The organism is Novosphingobium sp. BL-S-19, from assembly GCF_055521675.1.
This window is the reverse complement of record NZ_CM145498.1, coordinates 1,368,983-1,389,456: the sequence shown is the minus strand read 5'-3', so window position 1 is coordinate 1,389,456 and position 20,474 is coordinate 1,368,983. Positions and strand designations below refer to the sequence as shown.

Below are 20,474 nucleotides of genomic sequence, written 5' to 3'. Positions count from 1 at the left end.
CGCCACTTGCCTAGCCCGGCCTGAGGGGCCATGAGCCCCGGATGATTATCGCCGTAGACGGACCTACCGCTTCGGGCAAAGGCACGATTGCCAAGGCCCTCGCCCACCATTTCGGACTGCCTCACCTCGACACCGGCCTTCTCTATCGCGCTGTCGGCCGTCAGTGCTTCCTCGATGGCGGCAATCCCGACGATCCCGTGGACGCCCTTGCCGCCTGCGCCTTCCCCGAAGGCCTTCTGGAAGACCCTGAACTGCGCTCCGAAGCCAGCGGCGGGCTGGCAAGCCGCGTCTCGATCCACCCCACGGTGCGACAGGCGCTCTACGAACGCCAGCACGCCTTCGTCACCCAGCCCGGCGGCGCGGTGCTGGACGGCCGCGACATCGGCACGGTGATCGCGCCGGAGGCAGAGGCCAAGCTGTTCGTCGTCGCCTCGGTCGAAGCACGCGCCCAGCGCCGCTTCCTCGAAATGCAGGCCCATGGCCGCGAGGTCACCCTGGAAGAGATCACCGCCGACCTTGCCGCGCGGGACGAGCGCGACCGCAATCGCAAGGACGCTCCGTTGATGGCTGCCCCTGATGCCATCGAGATCGACACCTCGGAACTGAAGCGCGAGGAAGCGATCGCCGCCGCCATCGCCGCGGTGGATGCGCTGAAGCAGGATTGACCGGCCGAAGAATGCGACGAAACCGCGTCGCATCGGCCTATTTCCTTGCATTTCGCCCCTCATGCGCGTAGGGGCCGCCGGTCTGGAGAACCGCAAGGCTTGAAGGACGCCGTGGACGGCATTCGGCCCCCACGGCGGTCGGCCCTTTTGGCCCGGGTTTCGCAATGGTGCGAAGCGCGGAGGAAAGACCGGCGGATCAAACCGCCAGGCCGGAAAAAACTAAACAGGAATCAACCTTTAATGGCTACTTCTGCCAATCCCACCCGCGACGATTTCGCGAAGATGCTTGACGACCAGCTCGGCGGCGTTGCCGACGACGGTTTCGAAGGCCGCGTCGTCAAGGGTACCGTCACCGCCATCGAAAACGACAAGGCCGTCATCGACGTGGGTCTGAAGAGCGAGGGCCGCGTTGCCCTGCGCGAATTCGCCCGTGGCGAAGGTGAGCATGGTCTCAAGGTCGGTGACGAAGTCGAAGTTTACGTCGACCGCGTCGAGAACGCCGACGGTGAAGCGATGCTGTCGCGCGACCGCGCACGCCGCGAAGCCGCCTGGGACAAGCTCGAAAACGAATTCGGTGAAGGCAAGCGCGTCGAAGGCGTGATCTTCGGCCGCGTCAAGGGCGGCTTCACCGTCGACCTCGACGGCGCCGTTGCGTTCCTCCCCGGCTCGCAGGTCGACATCCGCCCCGTGCGCGACGTCACCCCGCTGATGGATGTGCCGCAGCCCTTCCAGATCCTGAAGATGGACCGTCGCCGCGGCAACATCGTCGTGTCGCGTCGCGCCGTCCTCGAAGAAACGCGCGCCGAACAGCGCAGCGAGCTGATCGACAAGCTGAGCGAAGGCCAGGTTATCGAAGGCGTCGTCAAGAACATCACCGACTACGGTGCGTTCGTTGATCTCGGCGGCATCGACGGCCTGCTCCATGTCACCGACATGAGCTACAAGCGCGTCAACCACCCGAGCGAAGTGATCGCCATCGGCGACACCGTGAAGGTGCAGATCATCCGCATCAACCAGGACACCCAGCGCATCAGCCTCGGCATGAAGCAGCTGGAAAGCGATCCGTGGGAAGGCGCAGCCGTCAAGTACCCCGTGGGCGCCAAGCTCACCGGCACCGTCACCAACATCACCGAATACGGTGCGTTCGTGGAACTGGAAGCCGGCATCGAGGGCCTTGTCCACGTTTCGGAAATGTCCTGGACCAAGAAGAACGTCCACCCCGGCAAGATCGTCTCGACCTCGCAGGAAGTCGAAGTGGTCGTTCTCGAAGTCGATTCGGACAAGCGCCGCATCTCGCTCGGCCTCAAGCAGGCTCAGCAGAACCCCTGGGAAGCCTTCGCTGAGAAGCACCCCGTTGGTTCGACCGTCGAAGGCGAAGTCAAGAACGCGACCGAATTCGGTCTGTTCATCGGCCTCGACGGCGACGTGGACGGCATGGTTCACATGTCGGACATCGCCTGGGGCATCTCGGGCGAAGACGCGCTGGCTCTGCACCGCAAGGGCGAGCAGGTTTCGGCCGTGGTTCTCGACGTCGACGTCGAGAAGGAACGCATCAGCCTCGGCATGAAGCAGCTTGAGCGTGGCGCTCCGGCCGCTGGCGGCGTTGCCTCTTCGACCGGTGGTAGCTCGCTGCGCCGCAACGAAGTCGTCACCGTCACCGTTCTCGAAGTTCGCGACGGCGGCCTGGAAGTCCAGGCTGGCGACGATGGCGCCACCGGCTTCATCAAGCGTTCGGACCTCGGCCGCGACCGCGACGAACAGCGCCCCGACCGCTTCCAGGTCGGCCAGAAGCTGGACGCCATGGTCACCGGTTTCGACCGTTCGAAGAAGCCGACCTTCTCGGTCAAGGCTCGCCAGCTTCACGAAGAAAAGGAAGCTGTCGAACAGTACGGTTCGTCGGACTCGGGCGCTTCGCTCGGCGACATCCTCGGCGAGGCTCTCAAGAACCGTTCGTAAGAACGTTCTGGGCTTCACCGCGAGGTGAAACAGTAAAGGCCCGTCCGGAGCGATCCGGGCGGGCTTTTGCTTTTAGGGGTTCGCGCGGAGTGCGCGGAGAAAGTGAAAAAGGAAGATTCGCGCAAAGGCGCGAAGGCGCAAAGAGGTTCTGCTTTGCCGAAGGCATTCGTCCCGTCGAAAGGTGCGGCATAGGCCCGGCAACAAGACGAAAGCGGCTTCGCCGAAAACGTGCTCCCTTTGCGCCTTCGCGCCTTTGCGCGAATTCTTGATCTCTTCTCCGCGAACTCCGCGCCTCCGCGCGAACCCGTCCCCTCCTGCCCTTTCCCCAACAGCCCCGAGGGTCTACATCCCGCGTCAAGGAGAGACCCCATGCTCGAAGTCCACCAGTTCCCCTGCCTCAGCGACAACTACGGCTATCTGCTGCACGATTCCGCCAGCGGCGAGACCGTGTGCATCGATACTCCGGATGCCGATGAATATCTGAAGCAGGCTGCCGCCAAGGGCTGGCAGATCACCCAGATCTGGAACACCCACTGGCACCCGGACCACGCCGGCGGCAATGGCGCCATCAAGGCGGCGACCGGCTGCACGGTGACCGCGCCCGAAGGCGATGCCGGCAAGATCGCAGGCGTCGACCGCCGTGTCGATCAGGGCGATTCGGTGAAGATCGGCGACTGGACCGCACAAGTCCTCGACGTCGGCGGCCACACGCTGGGCCACTGCGCCTACTGGCTGCCCGAAGCGCAAATCGCTTTCGTGGGCGACTCGGTCTTCGCGCTCGGCTGCGGCCGCATGTTCGAAGGCACTGCGCCGCAGTTCTGGGAAAGCCTCCAGCGGATCAAGGCGCTGCCGGCTGATACCATGCTTTACTGCGCGCACGAGTACACCGCGTCGAACGCAAAGTTTGCGCTGCACGCCGATCCGGACAATGCCGAACTCGCCGCCTATGCCGAGGACATCACCCGCGCCCGCGCCGCCGGCATTCCCACCGTGCCCGCCAAACTCGGCCGCGAACTGCTGACCAACCCGTTCCTGCGCGCCGACGATCCAGCCCTGCAGGCGCGCTGGGGCGGCCATGACGCGGTGGAAACCTTCGCCGCGCTGCGCGAAGCCAAGAACACGTTCTGAGACCGATTAGCCCCCGATGACCTTTCGCAAGTTCGCCCCCCTCCTCGCGCTCGCCACCCTGCTGACGAACGCTGCTCCAGCCATGGCATCGAGCACGATCGTCACCTCTCCGCAGGCCCTGCCCGCCACGCACGACGTGCCGCGCGTGTTCCTGGGCGGCAGCATCGACATGGGCAGCGCCACCGACTGGCAGGCCGATCTGATCAAGGCCCTGTCGAACGAGAACGTGGTGATCCTCAACCCGCGCCGACCGGACTGGAACGCGGCGTGGAAACCCGAGGCGAGCGAGCCGGAATTCCGCCGTCAGGTCGAATGGGAATTGGCCGCGCTGGACAGCGCCGACGTGATCGTCATGTACCTCGCGCCCGGCACGCAGAGCCCGGTGAGCCTGCTCGAACTCGGCCTTCATGCCCGCGACGGCAAGCTGGTGGTGCTCTGCCCCGATGGCTTCTGGCGCAAGGGCAACGTCGACATCACCGCCGCGCGCTATGGCGTCACGCAAGTGGCGACGATGGAGGAACTGCTGGCAACGGTGCGCCAGCGGGTTCACGGCTGGAAAAAGTAAACTCTCACCCTCGTCCTAAAACCCCGTCGCCCCCGCGAAGGCGGGGACCCCGCTTGTTCTTGCGGGCGTGGCGAAAAGGAAGCGGGGCCCCCGCCTTCGCGGGGGCGACGATACAGTTTATCGTCAAGGGCAGGGTTTGGTCGTTGGCGGGAGGTTTGCCCTCTCACCTCACTTGTAAACGATCCGCACCTTGCCCGCTGCCTCAGCCGCAACCCGGCGCGCCGTATCGGTGTCCCCGGCCAGCGCCAGTGCAACGCCCATACGGCGATAGGGGCGCGTTACAGGCTTGGCGAAGACGCGCAGGCCTACTTGAGCACCCGGCGTCGCCAAGGCATCGGAAAGCCCCTCGTAGGCGAAGGAATCGCTATCCCGATCGGCGAGGATCACCGCCGAGGCGCTGGGGCCATGGAGCGTGACTTCCGGAATCGGCAGCCCAAGGATAGCCCGCGCATGGAGGTCGAATTCGGACAGGTTCTGCGAGATCAGCGTGACCATGCCCGTATCGTGCGGACGCGGCGAAAGTTCGGAGAAGATCACCTCCTCACCCTTCACGAAGAACTCGACGCCGAACAGGCCGTAGCCGCCCAGATCGTCCACCACCTTGCGCGCCATGTCCTGCGCGGCAGCAATGGCAGCGGGCGCCATCGGCGTCGGCTGCCACGATTCCTGATAGTCGCCCCGCTCCTGCCGGTGGCCGATGGCCGGGCAGAACGACACGCCCTCACGGCTGCGCACGGTCAGCAGCGTGATCTCGTAATCGAAAGCGACGAATTCCTCGACGATCACCCGCTTGCGGTCGCCGCGCATGTTGGCGACGGCGTAGTCCCACGCCTTCTCCAGATCGGCGGCATCGCGCACCGTGCTCTGGCCCTTGCCCGATGAGGACATCACCGGCTTGATCACGCAGGGCAGCCCGGTGTGCTCGGCACCCGCCAGCACTTCGTCCAGGCTTTCGGCATAGCGATAGCGCGAGGTGCGCAGGCCCAGTTCGACGGCGGCCACTTCGCGGATGGCATCGCGGTTCATGGTCATCTGCGTGGCGCGCGCGGACGGCACGACGCAGAAGCCTTCCGCCTCCACTTCGGCCAGCACTTCGGTGCGGATCGCCTCGACCTCGGGCACGATGAAGTCCGGCTTGTGCTTCTCGATCGCGGCGCGCAGGCGGTCGCCGTCTAGCATCGAGAAGACCTCGAAGCCGTCCGCCATCTGCATCGCCGGCGCGCCTTCATAGGCGTCACAGGCGATGACTTCGCAGCCCAAGCGCTTGGCCGAAATGACGAATTCGCGCCCCAGCTCGCCCGAGCCGAGCAGCAGGATCTTCGCGGTATATGCCATGGCGGCCGTTCCTTTCGGTTGGGGGTATTCCGGAACGCTAGAGCAGCGTCCCGGAGAGAATGGCAAGCGCAATGCTGAAATAGATCACCAGCCCCGTAACATCGACCAGCGTCGCCACGAACGGTGCAGAGGCGCTGGCCGGGTCGAATCCGAGCCGTTGTAGCGCAAACGGCAGCATCGAACCCGCCAGCGACCCGAAGGTGACGATGCCCACCAGCCCCGCCGAAACGGTCGTGGCGATCAGTACCCAGTGCTCGCCATAGTCGTAGAAACCAAGCTGTTGCCACAGCGCAATCCGCGCGAAGCCGACCACGCCCAGAATTCCGCCCAGCACCATGCCGGCGGGCAATTCGCGCAGCGCCACGCGCCACCAGTCGCGCAGGCGCACCTGCCCGACGGCGAGCGCACGGATGATCAGCGAGGTCGCCTGGCTGCCGCTGTTGCCGCCCGAACTCATGATCAGCGGGATGAACAGCGTCAGCACCACGGCGCGCGCCAGCTCGTCCTCGAAATGCTGCATGGCACTGGCGGTGAGCATCTCGGACAGGAACAGCACGCTGAGCCACCCGGCCCGCTTGCGGATCATCGCGAAGAAGCCGGTTTCGAGGTAGGGCTTGTCCAGCGCCTCCACGCCGCCGAACTTCTGCACATCCTCGGTATGCTCCTCGACCAGCGCGTCGAGCACGTCGTCCACGGTGACGATGCCAAGCGGACGCCCCTCCTCGTCCACCACGGGCAGCGCCAGAAGGTCGTGACGGCGGATCAGGTGCGCCACTTCCTCGCGATCGGTATCGGGCGCGACGACCACGGGTTCGCGGTCGCGTCCGAGATCGAGCGCGGGATCGTCAGGCTCTGCGGCAATCAGGCGGCGCAGCGAGATCGTCGATTCGAGCCGCCCCGCCTTGTCGACGAGAAACACCGAATAGACCGTCTCGCGGCTCCGCTCGACCGTGCGGATCAGGCGCAGCACATCGCCCACGGTGGCATCAGCGGGTGCAGCGACGAACTCGGTCGTCATCATGCCGCCGGCGCTATCCTCCGGCCATGCCAGCAGCTTGGAGAGCGAAGTCCGCACATCGGGCGCCAGCGCGGCAAGGAAGCGCGCAGCGACGTCCTCATCCATTTCCGCCAGCACGTCGGCCGCGCGGTCTTCCGCCATCTGCGAGACAAGCCGCACCGCGCGCGGGAACGGCAGCAGTTCCAGCACCTCTGGCGCGCAGGAGAATTCCGGCCGGTCGAGCGCCGCCACGGCGCGCACGTCCGCCATGCGGCCCAGCTTGGCAGCAGCCTCTGCGGGAGACAGCGCCTCCAGCATCTCGACGATATCGGCAATGTAGAGCCCGCGCTTCACGGGCCGGGGGCCGGCCATCACGCCGGCGAGCAGGTCGTTCACCATCATTCAAACCTTTCGTCCGCACGACCCGGGCGGACGATGGCCAGCGAGAACTAGCCAGCGCCCTAGGGGCGTGCGGTCCTACTGGAACTGTCGCTTGACATGTCCTCGCTTCCTGAAACTTGCGCGGCACGAGTGGCCGTGCGGGCGCCCCTCTGATCCCAAAGTGCGCCAAGGTCAACCTCGATTGCACATGACTGCGACACGTTCCCGTTACGGCACGAAAAAGGCCTCCGCGCAGCTGCGCGGAGGCCCTCTCGATCCGACCCGGATCAACCGGGTCGATCCTTCGTCACTGCACGGTGAAATCGAAGATACGCGCGGTCATCGCACCCGAGGAACCGCCGCCGGCCAGCGAGTAGATGAAGCCATATTCGCCGGGCTCAAGCGGCTGCGCGAGTTCGACCTTGTAGACGCCGGGACGCACCAGTTCGTGGCGGAACTCGATGCGATCCTTGTCCATCACGCCGGACTTGGCACCCGCGATGTTCATGCTGCCCACGCGGGCTTCGCGGCGCCCGTCCTTGCGGGTAAGGCGAACCAGCGTCAGTTCGGCCGGCGATGCGACCACAGTGTTGGTGCCGCTGGCCCATGCGCTGGCATCGCTGCCGTTCGATTCAGCCGAGAAGAAGTAGAAGCGCGGCTGGCGCGACACCGGCACGATCGAAGTCTCTTTCTGGATCGCCGCCTTCACGCTCATCGAGGCGATGCCGCCGGTGAGCGCGTAGCCCAGGATGCCCCCTGTCTTGGCCTGATTGGTGACGGTCGGCTCCATCCGCTTCATGTGCGGGCCGCCGATGTCCTGAAGCGCATAGAGCCCGGCCGGATGCGGCACGCGGGGATCGGGCGAATCGAGCGAAAGCTCCGCCTTAGCCTCATAACGGTTGGCGATCATGGACGCGATCACGGCAGACGAAACGCCCTGCTTGCGAAGCGCGATCATGTCGTCGGTCGAAAGATCGAAGTCCACCTTGTCGGCATTGATCTTGGCGACGATGGCGTCGTCTCCCAGCCCGAGCTGGGTCAGTTGCAGCGCGTCCTGCTTGGTCAGCGGATGCGTGGCGGCAAGCACCGGTGTTGCGACCAACATCAAGCCGGCCGCGATAGTCGCAGCAATTTTCATGGTTCCCCCTTGTTGCAAGCCCGATGGGCCTGCCTTCGCTCAATAAGGAGGCGGGGTAATTGTCAACTTAACGGGATCCTGCACTTGCCGCGATTACATCAATTTCATCGCCCCGGATGGCGTCAGACCGACATGAAAAAAGCCCCCGTGCGAACACGAGGGCTTTTGCTTTTCCGGTTACCGGCAAGCGGCGGGATCAGATCCCGGCGATCGCCTTGTCAACCAGTGCCTTGTCGGCATCGGCCGAGTGGTTGGCCTTGATCAGATCGCCGGCGGCCAGTGCAGCAGCAGCAGCGGCCTTGCGGCGCAGATCGGTGATCGTGGCCAATTCCAGCGCCGAGATCTTCTCTTCCACCATCTTGTGGCGGCGGGCGATCAGTTCGGTGGTGTCGGCTTCCGCCTTGGCGACGATCGCTTCGGCTTCATGCTGAGCGTGCTCAAGCATGGCCGCGGCGTCCTTTTCGGCGTTCGCGATCTTGTCGGCATATTCCTTGCGCAGGGCTTCCGCCTCGGCACGCAGGGTCTTGGCCTCTTCGAGGTGCGCCTTGATCTGAGCGATCCGCGAATCCAGACCACCCGAAATCAGCTTGGGCACGCCCTTCCAGATCATGATCAGGATGAGCACCAGCATCGAAGTGCTGACGACGGCAACCGGCGGGGCAACGCCCAGCAGCGCGGGTTCCGCGTGCTCGACGGCGGTGTGCGCCTGATTGCCGGCGGCTTCGTGAGCGACCGGTGCGGCGCCCGCTTCAGCGCCCGTTTCAGCTGCAGTGTTCTCAGCCATGAGCGAGGCTCTCCTTCACGGCGCTGCGCACGGCGGTCTCGTCCAGCGAGAGGCCGGCAACGCGGCTGACGATATCACGCGCGGCGTCGGCGGCAACGCTCTCGATCTCGGCAGCGGCCGAACGGCGCGCCTCGTCGATGCGCTTTTCGGCGGCGGCCAGATCGGCGTCGATGCCGACTTGCGCGGCGTTCAGACGGTCCGCGGTGGCGGCGCCGGCCTTGGCACGGGCCGCGGCGATGAGGCCCTGGGCCTCGGCGCGGTTCGCGTTTTCACGCGTGCGCCAGGCTTCCTCTTCCGCGTCGGCGCTTTCGCGCAGCTTTTCGGCGGTGGCGAGGTCCTCGGCAATCTGCTTGTCGCGCGATGCGACGGTATCCATCACCTTGGGCACCATGCCGCGTCCAACGACGAAGAAGGTGATGGCGAAGAAGATCAGCATCCAGAAGATCTGGCTGGCGTAATATTCGCCTAGCTGTGCGATCTGAGGCATGTGTCAGCCCTGTCCCGAGGTAGCCGGTAAAAATCTTGCATCCGGTGGCCCGGCCGCGGCACCAAAGGGTTCGCGCGGCCGGATCGGATCAGTGCGCTGGATCAGGCGAAGATCAGCAGCGCGGCAACGACGAACGAGAGCAGGCCGAGAAGTTCGGCGCCCGCGAAGCCGATGAAGAGACGGCCCTGCTGGGCGTCGGCAGCGCCGGGGTTGCGCAGCGCGCCTTCGAGGAACTTCGCGAAAACGTTACCCACGCCGATCGAGGCGAGGCCGCAACCGATCGCAGCAAGACCGGCACCAAGCAGCTTTGCAGCATCTGCTTCCATTACAAAAACTCCCTTTGGAAAAGTCTAATAAGAGACTGAAAATCAGTGAAGGTTCTCGGCGTCGTTCAGATAGACGCAGGTGAGAAGAGCGAAAACGTAGGCCTGGATACCGGCAACCAGCAGCTCAAGCGCGCAGATGCCGATCATCAGGATGAAGCTGGGCAGACCGGCGATGGCGAACAGGCCGATACCGGCGTTGCCAGAGCTGATCACGAAGCTCGAAAGCACTTCAAGAAGCACGTGGCCGGCCATCATCGCAACGAAGAGACGAAGGCCAAGGCTGAACGGACGCACGAGGAAGGAGATCAGCTCGACCACGAAGATCAGCGGGATCATCACCACCGGCGTACCGTGCGGCACGAACAGCGAGAAGAAGTGCAGCTTGTGCTTGGCAAAGCCCACGATGAGGACGATCGCGAACGAAAGCACCGCCAGAACACCGGTGGCCGAGAAGTGGCTGGTGAACGTGAAAGCGTGCATGCCCAGGACGCCGAGCGGCAGCAGGCCCAGGAAGTTCGCGAAGAGAATGAACATGAACAGCGAGAAGATGTACGGAACGTACTTCTTGCCGCCGGGGCCGACGTTGGCGGCCAGCATGCCGTCGATGAAGCCGGTGAAGGTTTCCACCGCCATCTGCCAGCGGCCGGGCACCAGCTGGCGCTTCATGCCGCCGGCAACGAACACCATCAGCACCACGGTTGCGATCGCCATCCACAGCGCACTGTTGGTGAAGGCGATGTTGTATCCGGCAATGTTCCAATTCGCACCGGCCAGCGTTTCCAGCTGGAACTGGTGCATCGGATCGAGCTTAGCTTCGGCAGCCACGCGAATATCCCTGTCGCCAATGAACGACAGCGCCCTAATCCACCCCCCTTTGGGTCAATCCGGGCGCTGGTTCGAATTCCGTATGATATTCCTGAAGGCGACGAATATTCCAAGGAACAACATCACCATCAGACCCCAGGGCGATGTTCCGGCGAAGTGATCTATCACCCAGCCGATGAACAGGCCGCCGATGACCCCGCCGAGAAGATCGGCCAGAACACGGTTACCGGCGCGATAGGAATCGTCCGTTTCCGTGCCTGCGTTGGGCTTGTTGCGCTGCTCTTCGCGGCCACGAAGGGCTTTCAGCCTTTCGTCGAGCCGTTCCAGGCGCGCATCCTCGCCAACGGGATCCCGTGCAGAAGGCTCGTCGTTCATGTCAGGTCCTCCTCCATCAAAGGACGATTGACGCGTTCAACGGCTCCCTGCCGAGGGCGCCGCCCCCTTAGGGTGGGGCTTATCCCGAGTCAACCTTGGCCGGGCGCTGCCGGCGCCTCTTGTTCACACGCATTCCCGCGCAATAAGCCTTTGGCCCAAGTGCCCGTGCCGACACAGCATTCGCCAGGAAAAGGAAAAGCGCAAGGGCGATGCGTGGTGCCGTTCGTCAACGACGATTTGCGAATCATGCTGTCAGAGCCCTGTCACAACCCTGTCGAAAGAGTGAAGGAATGTCCCGCCGGCGAGACGGGAGGCGCAGATCACAGCGCTGCCCTCTGCGCGGCACCGGCCCACTCGTCATGGATGTAACGCGCGCACCCGACAAATAACTCGGGCCGGCACCACCTCTTGTGATACCGGCCCGAAAACGGGTCGAGACTGCAGGAGCGACGTTACGGGCAGCGCGGATCGCGCTGGGGCGGCGCGGCCGTGCGGGTCTGCCACGAACCATCGGGGGCCTGATACTTCTCCCCCGGGCTGGTCTGCGAGATCAGACGGCAGGCCGTGGCGAAGGCATATTCCTCGATCGTGCCCTTGCCGGCTGCCTTATCGGTATAGATCGCGCGGCGCTTGTTGTTCAGGTCACGCACCATCGCCTGCACGGCGGCTGACTGGCCGCCGACGACGCCAAGGTAACCATCGCGCTGTTCACCCACCTGCCCGGCGGCGCGCGCGGCGGCATAGGCCGGGTCGCGGGCTTCCTGGGCCACGGCGACACCTGCTGCGCCGAGAACCAGCGCGACTGCACCCATCAGGGCGACGGAATTGCTGAAACGGATCTTGGTCATCAGAATACGCCTTCGTTGTCCTTGATCGTCTTTTCCGCGTCTGCGGAAAGCTGATAGATCACTTCCTGACGGATGTTGACATTGAGTTCGATCACGATCGGCTTGTCGGGCGCCGTAACCTGAATGCAGCCCGCCAGCATCGGGACGAAAATCGCCACCATCCCCGCGGCGCGAACGGCGCGCCTGCCGGACCGGGGGGCGGAATGCTGCGAAAACGATTGGGCGATAGACTTCATCGCCGGGCTTGTCGCAGCCGGAACGCTTCCGGTCAATTGCGGGCCGATCATGGTTTTTTCTCGCTGTCTGAAGGCTGAATGGTGTGTTGCGTGGGATCAACCGTGGTTTTGGCCGCTGCCGCGGCTGCAGCGGCCTTCGCTTTCACCTGCATCGCCGCCTCGACGCTGAGCAGGCGCGGGTCCTTGATGTAAGTGGCGTCGTAGAGAGAGCGCATGTTGCCGAACAGGCTCATGAACGGCGCCTTGATATTGACGATGAAGTGGATCGGCAGCTTCGCCACTTGCTTGGTGATGAAGTTCTTCGACGCCTCCGCCCCCTGGCTGAGCCCGTCGAAACTGATCCGCGTGAGAATGTCGCCGGAGAGCGAACCGTCGAGACCGATCTCCATCTGCTTGTAATCGACCGACTTCAGCGCGCCGAAGGCGAAGTTGCCCATCGCCGACAGGTCCTTGTAGGTCAGCGCACCGATATAGCTGACATTGCCGCCCGGCGCGCGTGAGCGCAGGTAGCCATTGTCGATCCGGCCGCCGTTCTCATCGAACACCAGCGGCAGTTCGCCATCGAACACGCCGGTGGCGTTGACATTGCCCACTTCCAGATGCTGCACGAACGTCGCGGCGTTCAGGCCCTTGACGGTCAGCTTGTAACGCCGCGTTTCCGACGCGCCGATGGTCATCGTCGCGGGTTCCAGCGTCAACTGCCCGTCCATGAACGGCCATTGCGCGCCATTGATGCGGAGCAGGTATTTCGGCTCCATCTGGAACGAGAGCACGCCGTCCGTCACCTCGATACCCGGATTCAGGGAGGCGATCTTCAGCTTCTGGTCCGCCGCGGTGACCATGCCCAGCAGATCGGTGAAGACCACATCGCCGGACAGCCCCTTCACCGGCCCGAACGGCGCGGCGAAGGCCAGTGCATCGGTGGAGAAACGGCCGTGGCTGGTGACCCTGTCCCCATTCCAGTCGATCCGGCCAGTGCCGCGCACCGTGCCGTCGAGGTTGGAGACGATGCCCAGCAGCATCGGCGAAAGCGTTTCGGCCTGCACCTTGTTGTCGAACACGATGCCATCCACCGCGAGGTCGGCATGCCCCTTTGCGGCATTGAGGTCGTGAACGATATCGGCGCGCACGATCCCGCGGTCGCTGGTCGGCTCCCGCAGCAGGGCCTGCGCGGTGATCGTGCCGTTCTGGAGCCGCAAAGTGGCGTCCCGCGCGATCATCGGCTGGAAACGCGGGGCCTGCTGGCGGTCGACCAGCGTGAAGTGCGCATCGTCGACGGTCAGGACGCCGCCGGCATAGCGCCAGCGCCCGGCGGTCTGATGCAGATCAAGCGGCACGGCGGCCAGCATCACATCGCCCTCGTCGAAGGCTCCGCCGATCTCCTTGCCGATGGTTGCGTCGAGGTGGGCGATGCGGAAGCGCGACGGTGCATCCGCCGCACCCAGTTCCACCGCGACGCCCTTGGCCGTCAGCGCGCCCGGCTTTCCGGGGAACTGCGCATAGCCCAGCGGGCCGCTCGCCACGCGGATGCGCGTGCCGCCCATGCGCCCCGCGATGTCCAGCGCGGGAAAACCGGCGGTGACCGAAAGCCCGCGCGCGTCGCTCGCGATGATCGGCCTGCCCTTGGCCGGGCAGACTGACAGCTTACGCCTGTCGATGGTCACATTGGCAAGCGCCAGCCGATCGAACGCGACAGTGGTGCATCGCGGCCAGAGCAGCACTGCCCCGTCCGCCGCCCAGCGCCCCTCGACGGGAAGCGCCAGCCCGTCGGCCCGGCCGCCCGGCAAGGCACCCGAAAGGCGTGCCTCTCCCGCGAAAGTGATCGCGCCATCGGCGGACTGGAGCAGCGAGAGTTGCGGCAGCGCAAGCCGCGCATCGCCAGCCCGGTACTCGGGCATCGAGACGCTGAGCGCGAGGCGACCGTTCGCGCCCGTTTCCATCCGGCCGGAAACGCGTGGCAGCCCTTCCCCGCCGCTGGCGAAGTTGCCGGTGATGACCGGCCGCCCTTTTCCAAATACCGCCTGCACGCGTGAGAGAGTCAGCAGCGAGGCCCCGCTCGTCCCCCGCCAGTTTCCGCGCGGCACCACCAGACTCCAGCGGCCCGCATCGCGGCGCAGGATCACATTGGCATCGAGCTTCGACCCCCGCGCCTCGCGCGCCAGTGCCGAGCGGATGCCGTTCGCCAGCGGAGCAGCCAGCGTCCCCTCCCCGCTCCTGGCCAGATCGGCCAGCGCGCGGTCGGCCATGGCGCCGGGGATCAGGCCGCCGCCAGTGGCGTCACCCTCTATATCGATGTTCGCGAAGCCGGGATCGGTGCGCACCTGCCCGTCGAAGCCCAGCACCGCTGCCGCCGCCTGCGGCGTGGCGACGCCGCGCGCGGCCAGCTTGTAGGTGGCGGTCAGCGCCTGCTTGCGGAAGGTGAAGCGGCTGGAAGCGGTAAGCCCTTCCACGCGGTTCCCGGCCAGCCGCGCCGCGCCGCCTGCAAAGCCCAGCCGGCCTTCCACCCCGTCCAGCCTGCGGTCGACCGTCAGATCCAGCTGCGCAGCCGACTTGCCGACGCGCAAACCCTGCCCTTGGGCCTGCGACGGGCAATCGAGCGCATCCATCCGCAGCGGCCCGGTGAACCTGGGCTTTTCGCCCTCCACGCGCAGTCTGCCGTAAAGCGTGGTGTGCGCCGCCTTGCAGCCCTGATAGGCCACTGCCGGCGACACTGCCGCCAGCACGCCATCGAACCCGCCGCGCAAGCCCCCGACCCCGTCGATCTTCGCGGCGATGCGGCCGTAGTCGCTCTCGATCAGCGCACGGCCGTCAACCAGCGCCACGTCGTAATCGGGCAGCGGGTGATCCTTGTCGCCCCCACCCGATTCGAGCACTTTGTCCAGCGCGCCAAGGCTCAGCTTGCCATTGTGCAGGCTGCCGTAGAGGCGCGGACGCACCAGCGTGATCCGGCCGATGCCGGGGATGCCCCAGGCCAGCCGCGTCGCCACGCGCACTTCCTCTATCGTCAGGTCCGGCCGCCGGGGATCGCCCACCACCACGTTGCGGATCACTTCTTCCGAGGGCGAGATCTTCACGATCTTGTAGCGTGCGGGTAGGCCCAGCTTGTTCAGCTGATCGGCAATCAGGTTGTCGGCAATATGCTCGCGCATCGTCCAGGCCGCGCCCAGAGAGAGCGCGAAGAGGCCCAGCACGCCCAACGCGCTCCCGGCCGCCACGCGGCGACGGGCGCTGGAAGGGCGGTCTTGCTCCGCCGGGGCTTCGGACTGGTCTTGCACCTCAGACATTCAGATCGTTCACTTGCGCGCCCGCGCCGGGAAAGGCAATTGTCCGTGCAGCTTATGCCCGATCAGGACAGTCTCTTCGATGAACCGCCCGCGCCCAGCGCCGGAATTTCCGCGCCGGACGATGGCGCCACGCGGTCGGAAACGGGCAACGACCCCAGCGGCCACCGCGCGCGACTGCGCAAGCGGCTGATCGATGGCGGAACGGAAGCGCTGGCAGATCATGAAGTGATCGAACTCCTGCTGATGCAGGCCGTTCCCCGGCGCGACATGAAACCGCTGGCCCGCAGCCTGATCCAGCGATTCGGCTCCCTCGCGGCGGTTCTGCAAACCGATCCGCGCACTCTGGCCGCCCATCCCGACATGGGCGAGGCGACGGCGGCCGCGCTCAGGATCGTCACCGTCGCCGCCACCCGCCTCGCCCGCCAGCACGTGCGCGAAAAGCCGGTGATCGGATCGTGGCAGATGCTGATCGACTATCTGACCATCGATATGGCGCACCTGACGCGCGAACGCGTGCGCGTACTCTATCTCAATGCCAGAAACATGCTGCTGCTGGACGAGATGGTGGGCGAAGGATCGATAGACGAGGCCGCGATCCATCCGCGCGAAGTGATCCGCCGCGCGCTGGACCTTGGCGCCACCGGGTTGATCCTGGTCCATAACCACCCCTCCGGCTCGCCGGAACCCAGCCGCGCGGATATCGAGATGACGCACCGCATCGCCGCCGCCGGCCGTATCCTTGGCGTGGAGGTTCACGACCATGTGGTGATCGGCCGCGAGGGCCATGTCAGCATGCGCGCGAAAGGCATGCTCTGATGTGCGTCGCCGCCGTCGCCTGGCAGGCGCATCTCGACTGGCCGCTGGTCGTCGCCGGCAATCGCGACGAGTTCCACGCGCGCGCCTCCGCCCCGCTGTCGCATTGGGACGACGGTTCGGGCGTGATTGCCGGGCGCGATCTTGTCGGCCACGGCACGTGGATGGGCCTGACCGAGGGCGGCCGCTTCGTCCTGGTCACCAATTACCGCGTGCCCGAAGGCGCCCAGCCGGGCCGCCCCTCACGCGGCATACTCGTCACCGACCTGCTGGAAGGCCGCACACCGGAGCCGGTGGAGACGATGAACCCGTTCAATCTGGTGGAAGTGGCGGGCGGTGCCGCGCGTTTCCTCACCAATTGCCCGCATACCGAGGCCCGCACCCTCAACCCCGGCATCCATGGCCTGTCCAACGGCGGCTTCGACTTGCCCTGGCCCAAGACGCGCGCGGTCGAACAGGCGGTGGCGAACTGGCTGGAGGCCGGCAGCGAAAACCTCTCCCCAATGCTGGACGCCCTGCGCGTGGAGAAGCCCGACCGGCGAACAGCGCGCCCGGAAGACGGCCCCGAACCGCGCTTCGCCCCGGTGTTCATCCGCGACTTCGTCTATGGCACCCGGTGCAGCACCGTGCTTGCCCTGCATCGCTCCGGCCGGGGCCGGATAGTCGAGCGCAGCTTCGCATCGGACGGCAGCGTGAGCGGAGAAATCTCGATCGATTTCGCATGGCCCCGGGCCACCTTGCCCTGAAGCGCGGACCAGTGGCTGGCTGGCGGCTGGACGATCCGGCACGACGCAATCGCCTGGGCAATGGGATTCGCCATGCTCTCCAACTGGTTCTTCGTGCCATTGCTGAGCGCCCTTATCGACCGCAGCTTCAGATGGGTGAAATAGGCAGCCACCGGCCCAGCCTGCCACCACCGCCGGAACCTGCTTCCGCCCTCCTATAATGAAGGCAAATGCCTTCCAATGGGGATGACCTTTGACCGTTCAGGATGAAACCATCACGGCCGACGACGCCTCTCTCGTCGACGGCACCGTCGCGGCCCATCAGGCCTGCGACCTGATGCTGGATATGCTGAACGACGCGCTGGACCATCCCGAGCTTTGGCCGCTGGTCCCGTCGCTGTTTTCCGAAAACCCGCTTATCGCTGCCGAACTGCGCGACCGGGAAGCCCGCGAAACCAATCAGACGATCCGCATCCGGATTCAGCTGTTGCTCGCGATCTGCCGGCTTGGCATCGAGGATGCCGGAACCGTGCTGGCCGCGCTGCTGCCCTTGACGATCCGCCACAGCCAGAACGTGCAGGTGCAGGGCGCCGCGTTCCATGTCGAAGCGCTGATCGATCCGGAAAACCCGAAGTTCGCCCTGAATGGCAAGGTCTGCCTGGTGCCGTTCACCCAGCTCGACGTTTTGGAAACGTCCACCCACTTGTGCTGTGCAAGCTGGTTGCCGACTTCGGCGGGCAATCTCACTTATGCACCCAGCGAAGCGGTGTGGAACGGGCAGAAGGCCCAGGCCATCCGCGAAAGCGTGCTCGACGGGTCCTACCGTCACTGCAACAAGCGCTCCTGCCCCGTCATACAGAGCAACGACCTGAAGAAAGCGGAGGACCTGACGGCGCAACCCAAATGGCATGACATCGTCACGTCGCGCCAAACGGCAATGCCGCGCGGGCCGGAAACGGTAAACCTCGCCTACGACCGCACCTGCAATCTTTCCTGTCCGTCCTGCCGCACCTCCCGCTACGCAGCGGACGATGCAACCCGCGCGCGCTATCAGGACATGCAGGACAACCGGATCCTGCCGCTGCTGGAAAACGCCCGCTATGTGCATATCACCGGGTCGGGCGATCCCTTTGCCAGCAAGAACTTTCGCCGGCTCATCGAACAGCTGAATGCGGACGACTATCCGGACCTGAAATTCATCGTGATGACCAACGGGATGCTGTTCACGCCCCAGCAGTGGGCGGCCTTCCCCAGCCTGCACGGGCGCGTGGCATCGTTGCGGATCAGTCTGGACGCCGCCACCGGGCCGACGCACGAACTCCTGCGCCGCGGCGCGAAATGGTCGGTCATGCAGGAAAACCTGAAGTTCGCGGGCGAATTGAGAGCGGCCGGCCTGGTCTCCCATTTCACCATCCCCTTCACCGTACAGACCGAAAACTATCGCGAGATGGGCGACGCGGTGGACCTTGCGCGCGAGATCGGGGCGGATCACGTCTTCTTCGCGCGCATGACGAACTGGGGCACATTCAGCGCAGAGGAATATGAGGCCAAGGCCGTTTTCGCAGCCGCCCATCCTGAATACGACGATTTCCTTCAAGCCTGCCGCGACCCGCGCCTTCGCGACCCCATCGTACAGCCCTGCGACCTCAGCGAATTCTTTCACGCCTAAAGCAGTTTCCGATCCGATTGCATCGGATCAACTGCTCTAAGCTTCTGGTTTGACGCATTTTCCGAGTCATCAGATGATTCCATCTGATTGGAAAATGCTCTAGACTGCCGCGAAAGCTGCAGGTTTCGCGGGAAAGCGATCGTTAGTATTTGGCGAATAACCAGGAACGATGAAAAACGTCCCTGGCCTTGCAAGATTACTTGCTTCGATGGTGCTGATTGCCGGAATTTCCGGATGCGCGCGATTTCAACAGGAGGCGGGCGTCGGGCAGGTCAGGCTGACGCCCGCCTGTCCGCTGAAACGCGCGCCTGCTGTGGCCGATTACGGCAAGGCAGGCGTACCGGGCGCCTATCAATTTGTCACACAGGACGCATCCGACAGCGACATGGCGGCTTTCCTGAAGGCAAGCCGTTCCGCCGGTCTCGATGTCATGCTGCTTACCGTGAACATGAACGGCAAGGACACGGTGTTCGCAACCGGCCGCAAAGCTCTGAAAACCCAGGCTGAGGTCGATCATGAATTCGCCGTCGCCTGCGCGCTCGGTCGAGGGAATATCTACCTTACCAATGCCCGCTACAACGAACCGGACGCCGCCGGGACGCGCGTCCGCTAAGGCCCGACCGCTTTCCATTACCGCGCCGAATTTGTAACGGCTTGGCACGAGAGAGCGCCTCACGCATAAGTGACACCTCGCCCCCACCAGCAGGAATACGCCACGCCGGCATGATCGGTCTTCCCCCGTCCCGCCTTTTCGCCGGCCTTGCCGTGCTGCTTGCCACCGGTTGCTCCACGCTTCCTCCGCCGCGCGCCTATGTGAGTTGTGCGGAAACGGCGCCGCCAGCCATCGAATATTCGGCCGACGGCACCATTGCCTCCACGCGGCTGAAAGTGCTGACATACAATATCGAAGGGCTCGGCTGGCCGGCGCGCAGCGGGCGCGCAAAGTATCTGGAGCAGATCGGCGAGCGGCTTTCCACGATGCGCGCGGCCGGAACAGGGCCGGACATCGTGCTGTTCCAGGAAATGTTCAGCGATGCCGCCAAGCAGGCGGTGAAAAGCACCGGCTATCCGGCGATCTATTCGGGCCCGCGTCGCACCACCCGCGCCAAGGGCGCCACCCGCGACCACCTGCCCGGCCATTCCAGCCTGACGCGCGGAGAGATCGGCATCCATCTCTTCGGCAGCGGGCTTGCCATCGCATCGCGCTATTCGATCATCGACTATGCCCGCACCGCCTATGGCCGGCGGTCCTGTGCGGGCTTCGATTGCCTTTCCAACAAGGGCATCGCGCTGGCCCGCATCGAAATTCCGGGCGTCCCCTCGCTGATCGACGTCTATGACACGCACATGAATTCGCGCGGGGCTTCGGGCGCCCCGGCGTCGCGAAATCTTTCCGCGCACGCACGCCAGGCGGGCGAAGCTTCGCGCTTCATCGACGATACGCATGATGACGAGAACCCGCTGATCTTCGGCGGGGATTTCAATATGCGCCGGTCAGAGCCGCGCTGGGAGAATTTCACCCGCTATCAGGCGCTCGATCTGGTGCACCGGATCTGCATGACGCCGACGTCGGGCTGCGACGTGAAGATGTCGTGGGACGGGGACGAGCCGTGGATGGACACGCAGGACCTGCAGTTCCTGTGGACCGGCGAGGACGTGCGCGTCCGCCCGGTGCGGGTGGAGGCGATGTTCGACGGCAGCCCGGGCAGCCCGATGCTGTCCGATCACGATGGCTTCATGGTGACGTACGAATTGCGCTGGAAGGCCGGCCTTACGCGCACGCCGGCCTGCGGGAAGATGGCGGGCCGGGACCGCCGCCCACGCTTTCCTGCCACGCACACCCCCGTCATAAGCTCGAAATGAGGCCGGTTTTCGCGTCGCTTGCCCGGCCCGGAAAACGCCATCGGTCCGCAGTTCGGCAAGGTCCACGCCTCTCG

20 protein-coding genes are annotated in these 20,474 nt (G+C 64.9%); 9 read left to right on the top strand and 11 right to left on the bottom strand.

From position 1 onward, the window contains the following. The first annotated feature begins 41 nt into the window (after positions 1-41). From ACZ1JV_RS14845 to ACZ1JV_RS14830, 4 genes are all read left to right on the top strand, one after another. A complete protein-coding gene (locus tag ACZ1JV_RS14845) occupies positions 42-665 on the top strand; it encodes a (d)CMP kinase (RefSeq protein WP_465152154.1) in 624 nt (207 codons plus the stop codon). Between the two features lie 240 nt (positions 666-905). Beyond that, positions 906-2,621 carry a 30S ribosomal protein S1 gene (gene rpsA / locus ACZ1JV_RS14840; RefSeq protein WP_465137874.1) on the top strand — a complete coding sequence of 572 codons (1,716 nt, stop codon included), beginning with the start codon at positions 906-908 and terminating at the stop codon, positions 2,619-2,621. 369 nt (positions 2,622-2,990) lie between these two features. Continuing rightward, positions 2,991-3,749 carry a hydroxyacylglutathione hydrolase gene (gloB, locus tag ACZ1JV_RS14835; RefSeq protein ID WP_465137873.1) on the top strand — a complete coding sequence of 253 codons (759 nt, stop codon included), beginning with the start codon at positions 2,991-2,993 and terminating at the stop codon, positions 3,747-3,749. 16 nt (positions 3,750-3,765) lie between these two features. Then, positions 3,766-4,314 carry a nucleoside 2-deoxyribosyltransferase domain-containing protein gene (locus ACZ1JV_RS14830; protein ID WP_465152153.1) on the top strand — a complete coding sequence of 183 codons (549 nt, stop codon included), beginning with the start codon at positions 3,766-3,768 and terminating at the stop codon, positions 4,312-4,314. A gap of 168 nt (positions 4,315-4,482) precedes the next feature. On the opposite strand, the gene purT is transcribed toward ACZ1JV_RS14830, so the two are convergent. The 11 genes from purT to ACZ1JV_RS14775 all read right to left on the bottom strand — a co-directional run bounded on the left by purT (position 4,483) and on the right by ACZ1JV_RS14775 (position 15,330). After that, positions 4,483-5,649, bottom strand: coding sequence for a formate-dependent phosphoribosylglycinamide formyltransferase (gene purT, locus ACZ1JV_RS14825; RefSeq protein WP_465152152.1), 1,167 nt, complete (start codon positions 5,647-5,649; stop codon positions 4,483-4,485). A 37-nt stretch (positions 5,650-5,686) separates the two neighbouring features. Continuing rightward, the gene (gene mgtE / locus ACZ1JV_RS14820) at positions 5,687-7,048 is read right to left on the bottom strand and encodes a magnesium transporter (RefSeq protein ID WP_465152151.1); all 1,362 of its coding nucleotides are present in this window, start codon (positions 7,046-7,048) and stop codon (positions 5,687-5,689) included. Between the two features lie 286 nt (positions 7,049-7,334). Next, positions 7,335-8,165, bottom strand: a complete 831-nt coding sequence (locus ACZ1JV_RS14815) for a hypothetical protein (RefSeq protein ID WP_465152150.1) — start codon at positions 8,163-8,165, stop codon at positions 7,335-7,337. Positions 8,166-8,361: 196 nt separating this feature from the next. Next, positions 8,362-8,949 carry a F0F1 ATP synthase subunit B family protein gene (locus ACZ1JV_RS14810; RefSeq protein ID WP_465152149.1) on the bottom strand — a complete coding sequence of 196 codons (588 nt, stop codon included), beginning with the start codon at positions 8,947-8,949 and terminating at the stop codon, positions 8,362-8,364. Further along, positions 8,942-9,436: a F0F1 ATP synthase subunit B family protein gene (locus tag ACZ1JV_RS14805; RefSeq protein WP_465152148.1), complete on the bottom strand. Its 495-nt coding sequence runs from the start codon at positions 9,434-9,436 to the stop codon at positions 8,942-8,944. The genes ACZ1JV_RS14810 and ACZ1JV_RS14805 overlap by 8 nt, the downstream gene beginning before the upstream one ends. Positions 9,437-9,537: 101 nt before the next feature. Continuing rightward, on the bottom strand, positions 9,538-9,762 hold the full coding sequence (locus ACZ1JV_RS14800) for a F0F1 ATP synthase subunit C (protein ID WP_142632765.1): 225 nt from the start codon (positions 9,760-9,762) through the stop codon (positions 9,538-9,540). Positions 9,763-9,804: 42 nt separating this feature from the next. Beyond that, complete coding sequence (locus tag ACZ1JV_RS14795; protein WP_465137866.1) at positions 9,805-10,587, bottom strand: F0F1 ATP synthase subunit A; 783 nt, start codon at positions 10,585-10,587, stop codon at positions 9,805-9,807. A 54-nt stretch (positions 10,588-10,641) separates the two neighbouring features. Further along, positions 10,642-10,962, bottom strand: a complete 321-nt coding sequence (locus ACZ1JV_RS14790; RefSeq protein WP_465152147.1) for an AtpZ/AtpI family protein — start codon at positions 10,960-10,962, stop codon at positions 10,642-10,644. Positions 10,963-11,414: 452 nt separating this feature from the next. Beyond that, on the bottom strand, positions 11,415-11,810 hold the full coding sequence (locus ACZ1JV_RS14785) for a YdbL family probable chaperone protein (RefSeq protein ID WP_465152146.1): 396 nt from the start codon (positions 11,808-11,810) through the stop codon (positions 11,415-11,417). Further along, entirely contained in the window at positions 11,810-12,097 is a 288-nt protein-coding gene (locus tag ACZ1JV_RS14780; RefSeq protein ID WP_465152145.1) for a YnbE family lipoprotein, read from the bottom strand. The genes ACZ1JV_RS14785 and ACZ1JV_RS14780 overlap by 1 nt, the downstream gene beginning before the upstream one ends. Continuing rightward, positions 12,094-15,330, bottom strand: coding sequence for an intermembrane phospholipid transport YdbH family protein (locus tag ACZ1JV_RS14775; RefSeq protein WP_465152144.1), 3,237 nt, complete (start codon positions 15,328-15,330; stop codon positions 12,094-12,096). Before ACZ1JV_RS14775 ends, ACZ1JV_RS14780 begins: the two co-directional genes overlap by 4 nt. Before the next feature lie 54 nt (positions 15,331-15,384). On the opposite strand from ACZ1JV_RS14775, the gene radC reads away from it, so the two are divergent. The 5 genes from radC to ACZ1JV_RS14750 all read left to right on the top strand — a co-directional run bounded on the left by radC (position 15,385) and on the right by ACZ1JV_RS14750 (position 20,400). Next, entirely contained in the window at positions 15,385-16,146 is a 762-nt protein-coding gene (gene radC, locus ACZ1JV_RS14770) for a RadC family protein (protein ID WP_465152577.1), read from the top strand. Further along, on the top strand, positions 16,146-16,889 hold the full coding sequence (locus ACZ1JV_RS14765; protein ID WP_465152143.1) for an NRDE family protein: 744 nt from the start codon (positions 16,146-16,148) through the stop codon (positions 16,887-16,889). The genes radC and ACZ1JV_RS14765 overlap by 1 nt, the downstream gene beginning before the upstream one ends. 232 nt (positions 16,890-17,121) lie before the next feature. After that, on the top strand, positions 17,122-18,537 hold the full coding sequence (locus ACZ1JV_RS14760) for a radical SAM/SPASM domain-containing protein (RefSeq protein WP_465152142.1): 1,416 nt from the start codon (positions 17,122-17,124) through the stop codon (positions 18,535-18,537). 208 nt (positions 18,538-18,745) lie between these two features. Then, positions 18,746-19,150: a hypothetical protein gene (locus tag ACZ1JV_RS14755; protein WP_465152141.1), complete on the top strand. Its 405-nt coding sequence runs from the start codon at positions 18,746-18,748 to the stop codon at positions 19,148-19,150. Positions 19,151-19,260: 110 nt separating this feature from the next. Further along, positions 19,261-20,400: an endonuclease/exonuclease/phosphatase family protein gene (locus ACZ1JV_RS14750; RefSeq protein WP_465152140.1), complete on the top strand. Its 1,140-nt coding sequence runs from the start codon at positions 19,261-19,263 to the stop codon at positions 20,398-20,400. Positions 20,401-20,474 lie beyond the last annotated feature (74 nt).

Coding starts and splice junctions, on each gene's coding strand:
- ACZ1JV_RS14815 (WP_465152150.1), bottom strand. CDS start 8,165: ATGAAAATTGCTGCGACTATCGCGGCCGGCTTGATGTTGGTCGCAACA.
- ACZ1JV_RS14810 (WP_465152149.1), bottom strand. CDS start 8,949: ATGGCTGAGAACACTGCAGCTGAAACGGGCGCTGAAGCGGGCGCCGCA.
- ACZ1JV_RS14765 (WP_465152143.1), top strand. CDS start 16,146: ATGTGCGTCGCCGCCGTCGCCTGGCAGGCGCATCTCGACTGGCCGCTG.
- purT (WP_465152152.1), bottom strand. CDS start 5,649: ATGGCATATACCGCGAAGATCCTGCTGCTCGGCTCGGGCGAGCTGGGG.
- radC (WP_465152577.1), top strand. CDS start 15,385: ATGCCCGATCAGGACAGTCTCTTCGATGAACCGCCCGCGCCCAGCGCC.
- mgtE (WP_465152151.1), bottom strand. CDS start 7,048: ATGATGGTGAACGACCTGCTCGCCGGCGTGATGGCCGGCCCCCGGCCC.
- ACZ1JV_RS14790 (WP_465152147.1), bottom strand. CDS start 10,962: ATGAACGACGAGCCTTCTGCACGGGATCCCGTTGGCGAGGATGCGCGC.
- ACZ1JV_RS14830 (WP_465152153.1), top strand. CDS start 3,766: ATGACCTTTCGCAAGTTCGCCCCCCTCCTCGCGCTCGCCACCCTGCTG.
- ACZ1JV_RS14755 (WP_465152141.1), top strand. CDS start 18,746: ATGGTGCTGATTGCCGGAATTTCCGGATGCGCGCGATTTCAACAGGAG.
- ACZ1JV_RS14775 (WP_465152144.1), bottom strand. CDS start 15,330: ATGTCTGAGGTGCAAGACCAGTCCGAAGCCCCGGCGGAGCAAGACCGC.
- ACZ1JV_RS14785 (WP_465152146.1), bottom strand. CDS start 11,810: ATGACCAAGATCCGTTTCAGCAATTCCGTCGCCCTGATGGGTGCAGTC.
- ACZ1JV_RS14805 (WP_465152148.1), bottom strand. CDS start 9,436: ATGCCTCAGATCGCACAGCTAGGCGAATATTACGCCAGCCAGATCTTC.
- ACZ1JV_RS14800 (WP_142632765.1), bottom strand. CDS start 9,762: ATGGAAGCAGATGCTGCAAAGCTGCTTGGTGCCGGTCTTGCTGCGATC.
- gloB (WP_465137873.1), top strand. CDS start 2,991: ATGCTCGAAGTCCACCAGTTCCCCTGCCTCAGCGACAACTACGGCTAT.
- ACZ1JV_RS14845 (WP_465152154.1), top strand. CDS start 42: ATGATTATCGCCGTAGACGGACCTACCGCTTCGGGCAAAGGCACGATT.
- ACZ1JV_RS14780 (WP_465152145.1), bottom strand. CDS start 12,097: ATGATCGGCCCGCAATTGACCGGAAGCGTTCCGGCTGCGACAAGCCCG.
- ACZ1JV_RS14750 (WP_465152140.1), top strand. CDS start 19,261: ATGATCGGTCTTCCCCCGTCCCGCCTTTTCGCCGGCCTTGCCGTGCTG.
- rpsA (WP_465137874.1), top strand. CDS start 906: ATGGCTACTTCTGCCAATCCCACCCGCGACGATTTCGCGAAGATGCTT.